At 76.1% G+C, this 1,648-nt stretch carries 2 protein-coding genes; both read left to right on the top strand.

Annotation, left to right across the window (positions count from 1 at the left end):
• Positions 1 to 481: glycosyltransferase (locus CCN33_RS23675; protein ID WP_140394641.1), on the top strand; the 481-nt coding region annotated here is incomplete at its 5' end.
• Positions 478 to 1,648 (top strand): glycosyltransferase (locus CCN33_RS23680; protein ID WP_086695526.1); only part of this gene is annotated, 1,171 nt, incomplete at its 3' end. The genes CCN33_RS23675 and CCN33_RS23680, both read left to right, overlap by 4 nt.

Here is a 1,648-nt window from a genome sequence, read left to right on the forward strand (position 1 = left end):
GCCCCTGCGCAGGGGCCGTACCACCGGCACGGACCTGCTGCCCCGCTTCGCTTCCTGGGCGCCGCTGGACGTCTTCGGCATGCGCACCGAGGGGCTCGCCGGGCACCTCGGCCTGCCGCCCGAACGCTGCCGCAGCCGCGACCTCGCCCAGGACGACCTGCACACCGCGATGGCCCGCTGCCGGCTGTACGTGCACCCGATCCGCTGGACCTCGCTGGGGCTGTCCCTGCTGGAGGCCATGTTCCTCGGCATGCCGGTGGTCGCGCTCGACACCACCGAGGTGCGCGAGGCGGTGCCCGAGGGCGCCGGGGTCGTCTCCAACCGCCTGGAGGTGCTCGGCTCCGCCGTGCGCGCTTTCCTCGCCGACCCCGGCCAGGCGCGGCGGACCGGGGAGGCGGCCCGGACGGCCGCGCTGGCCCGCTACGGAGAGCGGCGGTTCCTGGACGACTGGGAACGCCTGATCAAGGAGGTCACCCGATGACTCAGCACCACTCCCCGGCCCGTGTCGCCATGGTCTCCGAACACGCCAGCCCCCTGGCCGCGCTCGGCGGCCCGGACGCGGGCGGCCAGAACGTCTACGTCGCCCAGCTCGCCGGAGTGCTGGCCCGCCGGGGCCACCACGTCACCGTGTACACCCGCCGCGACTCGCCCCGGCTGCCGGACCGGGTGCGCACGACCGACGGCGTCGAAGTGGTCCATGTCCCCGCCGGGCCGGCCGCACCCGTGCCCAAGGACGAACTCCCGCCCTACATGCCCGAGTTCGGCGCCTGGCTGGGCCGGGAGTGGGCCGAGCGGCGCCCCGACGTGGTGCACGCCCACTTCTGGATGTCCGGCACCGCCGCCCTCGCCGGAGCCCGCGACCTCGGCGTGCCGGTGGTGCAGACCTACCACGCCCTGGGCACCGTGAAGCGGCGGCACCAGGGAGCCGCCGACACCAGCCCCGCCGACCGGATCGCCACGGAGACGGCCGTCGGCCGGGCCTGCGACGCGATCATCGCCACCTGCGCCGACGAGGTGGCGGAACTCCAGGCCATGGGGCTGCCCCGCGAGCGCATGCACGTCGTGCCGTGCGGCGTCGACCCCGGGCAGTTCGCTCCGCGGCCCCGGCCCGCACCATCCGGGAAGCACCGTCTGCTCACCGTGGGCCGGCTGGTCCCGCGCAAGGGCTTCGACCGTACGATCCGCGCCCTGGCCCACGTCCCCGACGCCGAACTGCTCGTCGCGGGCGGCCCGGAGCCGGCCCTGCTCTTCGCCGAGCCCGAGGCGGAACGGCTGCTGGCCGTCGCCGGGGAGTACGGCGTCGCCGACCGGGTCACCCTGCTCGGCGGGGTCGGCCGCGAGGACATGCCCGCCCTGATGTCCGACGCCGACCTGGTCCTCTCCCTGCCCCGCTACGAGCCGTTCGGCATCGTCCCCGTCGAGGCCATGGCCTGCGGGACCCCGCTCGTCGCCACCGCGGTCGGCGGCCAGCTCGACACCGTCGTCGACGGCCGCACCGGCGTCCTGGTTCCGCCCGGCGACGGCGACGAGGCCGCGATCGGCGCCGTCGTCCGCCGACTCCTCGCCGACCCCGCCCGGCTGGCCCGGTACGGCGCCGAGGGGCGACGGCGAGTACTGGAGCACTACACCTGGGACCGCGTCGCCGACG

It is taken from the genome of Streptomyces recifensis (assembly GCF_002154615.1).
Classification (GTDB): Bacteria; Actinomycetota; Actinomycetes; order Streptomycetales; family Streptomycetaceae; genus Streptomyces; species Streptomyces griseoluteus.